Source organism: Photorhabdus temperata (assembly GCF_025384845.1).
Lineage (GTDB): Bacteria > Pseudomonadota > Gammaproteobacteria > Enterobacterales > Enterobacteriaceae > Photorhabdus > Photorhabdus temperata.
The window spans coordinates 40,427-46,565 of record NZ_JAJAFX010000041.1 but is presented as its reverse complement, the minus strand read 5'-3'; the positions used below and the strand labels follow the sequence as shown (position 1 = coordinate 46,565).

At 43.9% G+C, this 6,139-nt stretch carries 6 protein-coding genes and 1 other RNA gene; 4 read left to right on the top strand and 3 right to left on the bottom strand.

From position 1 onward, the window contains the following. The 3 genes from LGZ99_RS16090 to serA form a co-directional block, all read left to right on the top strand. The coding region (locus LGZ99_RS16090) for a non-ribosomal peptide synthetase (RefSeq protein ID WP_262979341.1) at positions 1 to 1,826 on the top strand (1,826 nt) is incomplete at its 5' end. A gap of 42 nt (positions 1,827 to 1,868) precedes the next feature. Continuing rightward, complete coding sequence (gene rpiA / locus LGZ99_RS16085) at positions 1,869 to 2,528, top strand: ribose-5-phosphate isomerase RpiA (RefSeq protein WP_021323998.1); 660 nt, start codon at positions 1,869 to 1,871, stop codon at positions 2,526 to 2,528. Positions 2,529 to 2,805: 277 nt separating this feature from the next. Beyond that, positions 2,806 to 4,047, top strand: coding sequence for a phosphoglycerate dehydrogenase (serA, locus tag LGZ99_RS16080; protein WP_021323999.1), 1,242 nt, complete (start codon positions 2,806 to 2,808; stop codon positions 4,045 to 4,047). Positions 4,048 to 4,095: 48 nt separating this feature from the next. Here serA and LGZ99_RS16075 read toward each other — a convergent pair whose 3' ends face one another. The 3 genes from LGZ99_RS16075 to zapA all read right to left on the bottom strand — a co-directional run bounded on the left by LGZ99_RS16075 (position 4,096) and on the right by zapA (position 5,363). After that, the gene (locus tag LGZ99_RS16075) at positions 4,096 to 4,692 is read right to left on the bottom strand and encodes a 5-formyltetrahydrofolate cyclo-ligase (protein WP_023045324.1); all 597 of its coding nucleotides are present in this window, start codon (positions 4,690 to 4,692) and stop codon (positions 4,096 to 4,098) included. Positions 4,693 to 4,729: 37 nt separating this feature from the next. Beyond that, positions 4,730 to 4,915, bottom strand: a non-coding RNA gene (gene ssrS / locus LGZ99_RS16070) — 6S RNA. A 118-nt stretch (positions 4,916 to 5,033) separates the two neighbouring features. Then, complete coding sequence (gene zapA / locus LGZ99_RS16065; RefSeq protein ID WP_021324001.1) at positions 5,034 to 5,363, bottom strand: cell division protein ZapA; 330 nt, start codon at positions 5,361 to 5,363, stop codon at positions 5,034 to 5,036. A gap of 186 nt (positions 5,364 to 5,549) precedes the next feature. Between zapA and LGZ99_RS16060 the strand changes: the two genes are divergently transcribed. Next, a complete protein-coding gene (locus tag LGZ99_RS16060) occupies positions 5,550 to 6,125 on the top strand; it encodes a YecA/YgfB family protein (protein ID WP_021324002.1) in 576 nt (191 codons plus the stop codon). The last annotated feature ends 14 nt before the right edge of the window (positions 6,126 to 6,139 follow it).

The window sequence follows — 6,139 nt, the reverse complement described above, 5'->3', positions numbered from 1 at the left end:
TTTGTTTCGAACGGAGCATGTTGACGAAGAATCGTTCATATCATGGTGACAGCATAGACTTCAAAATAGGTGTAGAGGACGTTGCCAAGTTAAACCATTTTGCGGCACAAAACGAAGTCACATTGTACATGGTGGTGTTGGCAGCATTTAAATTGCTCCTTTTTCAGTACAGTGGTCAAACCGATATCGCTGTAGGATCACCGGTCGCAAACCGAGTCAGCTCGGAGTTGGAAAATATTGTGGGACTGTTTTCAAATACGGTCGTAGTCAGAAGTAACATTGAGCGAGGTGCAAGGGTAAGGGACTTTCTTGCAGAACTGAAACGCAGGGTACTGAGCAACTATTCCCATCAAAGTTTTCCATTCGAGGAAGTGGTTGAACAACTCAATCCTGCGCGAAGCGCAATGTTTAACCCAATCTTTCAATACATAAACTCACCCAGGGAAACCTTACATACGCCGGACTTGTCTTGGAAATTGGTCCAGTGTGAAACCAACGTTTCTAAATTTGACATGAGCTTAATGCTGACAGAAACCTCAGATGGGTTACAAGGGGCTGTAGAATTCAGTACTGAGCTATTTGAAGCGCAGCACATTCGCCGTTTTGTTGAGGGCTATAAACAACTGTTGGGCAATATTGTCGATATGGCCGATAAAAAAATCCTTTCCCTCCCCACGTTGCTCAGAGAAGAACAGGTTGAGCTCGCTGCTTGGAATGACACGCATCGTGAGTGGGGCGCTGACGGTACAGTGTTGGATTTGTTTGAACAGCAGGCTCGGCTGCGACCAGATGCCGTCGCCTTGCGCTTTGCAGATCAGAGCACCAGTTATAGACAGCTTGATGAACGTGCAAACAAGATCGCACATTACCTGTTAGCCCAAGGGGTTAAACCGGATCAGAGGGTTGCGGTGTATCTTGATCGTTCACCAGACATGGTCGCTGGAATTCTGGGCATCGCAAAAGCCGGTGCTGCCTACGTCCCCTTGGATAGCAGCTACCCTGTGGAGCGGTTGGCCTTCATGCTCGAAGACAGCAATGCAACTTGCCTGTTATCCCACTCTCAGCTGCGTCGGCTGGATCTTGCTGCGGCCCGCACCCTTTATCTCGACTTATGGGGCGGTGAAAATGTGGTTGCTCATACGCCTCAGCGCGACTATGGGCCACAAAATCTTGCTTATGTCATTTATACCTCTGGCTCTACAGGCAAACCCAAAGGGGTCATGGTCAACCATCGCAGTTTATTCAATCGAATATGTTGGATGCAGAAAGAATTTGATATTGGCCCGGCTGAGCGGATTATTCAAAAGACACCATTGAGTTTTGATGTCTCTGTTTGGGAAGTATTTTTGCCGCTAGTAACAGGGGCAACCATGGTTCTTTTGGAACGAGATAAGCATAAAGATCCAGGTTACCTATACGAGGTGATCCAAAAAGAGTCGGTTTCTTTCTGTCACTTTGTCCCAGCCATGCTGAAGAGTTTTTTACAGTCCAGGAAACATTTTTCCCTGGACAGTTTGAATACCGTCATCTGCAGCGGAGAAGAACTGACAGTTCAACTGCAAAATGACTTTTATACACTTCTTGACGCACAATTGATCAACCTTTACGGGCCGACAGAATGCACGGTCGATGTCAGTTACTGGTATTGTGATCCGCTCCACAATGACAATGTCGTTCCGATTGGCAGACTCATAGCCAACAGCCAAATTTACATACTAAACCAGGATTTGAATGCCTTACCTCCAGGGTATGTCGGCGAACTTACCACCCGCTATGCGGGTGGTTATGATTTGCAGTTTCTTTGTTATTGTCAATGTTTATACTAGCTGACAGGCTTTCCGTGTAACTGATATAGGTTGTGAATTGATATGACTCAGGACGAACTGAAAAAAGCAGTAGGTTGGGCAGCGCTCGAATTTGTCACTCCCGGTACGATTGTCGGTGTGGGGACGGGTTCAACGGCTTCGCATTTTATTGATGCCCTTGGCTCAATTAAAGACCAGATTGAAGGGGCTGTATCCAGCTCTGAGGCTTCTACCGAAAAGTTAAAAAGCCTGGGAATTCCTGTATTCGACTGTAATGAAGTGGATTCTCTTGATATTTATGTTGATGGCGCGGATGAAATCAATGGCAATATGCAGATGATTAAAGGCGGTGGCGCCGCATTGACTCGCGAAAAAGTTATTTCTGCAATAGCGAAGAAATTCATTTGTATCGTTGATTCTTCTAAGAAAGTTGATGTATTGGGTAAATTCCCTTTACCGGTTGAAGTGATCCCAATGGCCCGTTCATATGTTGCCCGTGAATTGGTTAAATTGGGTGGTTTACCAGAATATCGCCAGAACGTTGTGACTGATAACGGCAATATGATCCTGGATGTGCATAATTTAGCAATTATCGATCCTGTTGAGTTAGAGAATAAAATTAATCGTATCGCCGGTGTCGTCACTGTCGGTCTGTTTGCTAATCGGGGCGCGGATGTTGTATTGATGGGAACATTAGATGGAGTGAAAACCATCACTCAATAATATTGCTCATAGAGGGCGGAACCTTTCGCCCTTAAAAATTTTTTACTTTTAATAATAAGTGGAAATTTAGTGATATATCTCATTTCTCTGATTATTAGATAACCTAAATCCTGACTTTATTCTTCTCCATATCATTTTATTCCGCATAAAAACTATCTTATTAAGACTTATTTGGTAGGAATAGCAATCGTTTGTATTGCCGTGTCTGTTTTTTTTGTTATGTTGAGAGAATGAAACTTAAATGTAATGAAAATTGACGTAACAATAGGCAGGGTAAATGGTTAAGGTATCTCTGGAAAAAGATAAGATCAAATTTTTGCTATTGGAAGGTGTACATCAGAGCACGGTGGAAAACCTGCGGGGAGCGGGCTATAGCAATATCGAATATCATAAAGGGGCGTTAGATTCCCAGGCGTTAAAAGAGGCAATTCGTGATGCCCATTTTGTTGGGATCCGTTCTCGCACACAATTGACAGAAGATATTTTCCAGGCAGCCGAAAAATTGGTTGCTGTGGGTTGCTTCTGTATCGGCACCAACCAAGTTGATCTGAAAGCAGCGGCCAAACGGGGTATCCCCGTCTTTAACGCACCATTTTCTAATACCCGTTCTGTTGCTGAGATGGTACTTGGTGAGCTGTTGTTACTACTGCGCCGTATTCCTTTAGCAAATGCCAAAGCGCATCGTGGCGTATGGGATAAACAGGCTAAGGGCTGTTATGAAGTACGCGGTAAAAAACTGGGTATTATCGGTTATGGTCATATTGGTACTCAGCTTGGTATTTTGGCTGAAAATATTGGTATGGATGTCTACTTCTACGATATTGAGAACAAATTGCCATTAGGTAATGCCCATCAGATTCGTCATTTATCAGAATTACTGAATATGAGTGATGTGGTCAGTTTACACGTACCAGAAACGCCATCAACGAAGAATATGATGAGTACGCAGGAACTGGCATTGATGAAACCGGGTTCTATCCTGATCAATGCTTCACGCGGAACAGTGGTGGATATTCCGGCATTGTGTGAAGCACTGGAAAGTGAACACCTGTCAGGGGCGGCTGTAGATGTATTCCCGGTTGAACCTGCAACCAATAATGATCCGTTTGAGTCGCCTTTGCTTAAATTTGATAACGTATTGCTGACTCCGCATATCGGTGGTTCTACACAGGAAGCGCAGGAAAACATTGGTTATGAAGTAGCAGGAAAGTTAGCGAAATACTCTGATAATGGTTCTACTTTATCAGCAGTCAACTTCCCGGAAGTTTCTCTTCCTGCTCATGCTGATGATACCAACCGGTTTTTACATATTCATGAAAATCGTCCAGGTATATTGAATAGCATTAACCAGGTGTTTGCTGCACAGGATATTAATATCGCCGCTCAGTACCTGCGTACCAGCGGGGATATGGGATATGTGGTTATTGATATTGTGACTGAGAACCCTGCTCAGGCTGAAATGGTATTTCAGGAACTGAAAGCTTTGCCGGGTACTATCCGTTCTCGTCTGCTTTACTGATTATTTTGCTATGCCGTAAATGGGCGCTTTGTGTAAGGTGCCCATTCTTTACTGCCATTGCCAGATTTTTTCAGGAGTGATGATTTCTGGTAATGGGATATCCCACTCGGCTGAAGGTAATGTATCGACTAATTGGCAGTTATGAGCCAGGCCAATCGGATAGAAATTTTTTTGTCGCCATTGTCTCAATGTACGATCGTAAAAGCCACCTCCCATTCCAAGTCGCTGTCCGGTGCGGTCGAAAGCAACCAGCGGGATCATCATGATATCCAGCTCAGATAATGGTAAAAGCTGCTGAACATCCAGTGGCGGCTCTTCTATATTGAAACGATTTCTGACAAGTTGCGTATTTGGCTGATAGCTTAAAAACAGCAGATGGTGGCGACTGAAAGGGTGCAATACCGGCAAATAGATCTGTTTGTTTTGTTGCCAGAGTTGGTTGATTAGTGGTCGGGTGTCAAGTTCACCATCAAATGAAAGAAATAGTGCAATTTTATTGGCTTGGTGAATTCTGGGGTGGTTGACAACTTTTTCCGCGGCTTGGTTGGCAAAAAGGACTTGTTGTTCAGGAGTGAGCTCACGACGTTGCTGGCGTATTTTCTTTCTGACGCTTTGTCTGAGTGATAACAGGGGATCTGATAACATGGAACCTGCCTGTTAATGCGAGTAGTGATTAAATTTAGGGTTCTCCAAGATGCCGTTACAGGTAGTAACCCTTGAACCCTTGGTTCAAGGTGAACGCAGCGTCGCATCCTTAAGGCTTCTCGGACGGACCGAGCATGCACACCGGCTGCGGAGCACTACATTCTATCATGTATGAAATATCGGCTCAGGGGACTTTCCCCGTTCACGAACATCTCAGAGAAATTTATTCAGCGCTTACGCTTACTAAGCAACTTTATGTAACCTATTGTATGAAACTAAATACAGAAAGCAACTAAATTATAGAATGATTCACTCACTACTGTATGATTTATCAATAGAATTCATTCATTTGACGCAATAGTGCGCTCAGTAATGCGACCTTGCTCAACTAATGCTTGTTCTATAGTCTGTTGAAGCATCTTTATTTTTTGTTCCATATTGTAGGCATAGTCACGGGTTTTCACTTTTTCTTGTGCCAGCTCATGACAGACATTCAGTGCTACAATAAAAACCAGTTGTTCAGTATTGGTTACTCTGGTGCGTTCTTTTAAATCTTCTAAACGTTGTTCAAGTTCCACCGCGGCAGCCAGCAATGCTTCTTTTTGCTCTGATGGACAATTGACACGTAATGACCGCCCAAAAATCTGGATATCTACTGGTTGTGCAGACATGACCCCTTCCTGACTTATTACTGCGCCCTGGCTTTCATTCCTGATGATAGGATAAAGCAAGACGCCAATCATTACAGTGCGATACCGACAGACAACTCACGATTAGCTATGGCTGCTGTCTGGTATAGCGACTCCCCTTGGTGGTAGCATAGCATGAACTTACACCGTCAACGATGACCAATACACATGTCTATACAGAATTCATTACCAGATTATCAATCTTTTGACGAAATATTACATCAGCAGTCAGTGGCGCTGACAGCGGCTGAGATGCATGGGTTGATTAGTGGCTTACTGTGCGGTGGCAACCGTGATAGTAGTTGGCAAGCTTTAGTTCATGATTTAGCCAATGATGGGCTGGCTTTTTCCCGTCCATTAGCTCAACAATTGCGTGAATTACGTGAAATTACATTTGAATCATTGGATGACAGTCATTTTGCATTTCATTTATTGTTGCCCGATGAGGAAGATAATGTGTTTGAACGGGCAGATGCCCTGGCTGGATGGGTAAACCATTTCTTGTTGGGGTTGGGGGTTGCGCAACCAAAATTCACCGATAAAAAAGAGGTCAGTGAGATTGTGGGTGATTTGCGTAATATTGGTCTGCTTGGCTATGAAGAAGGTGAGGATCAAGAAGAGCTGGCTCAGGCATTGGAAGAAGTTCTTGAATATGTGCGGGTTGCCGCGCAGCTTTGCTATATCGCTTTTACTCAGCCTAAAGCTGTTTCAATTGCAAAAAATAATAAGCCAACATTGCATTAATTGCTGTTTATTGA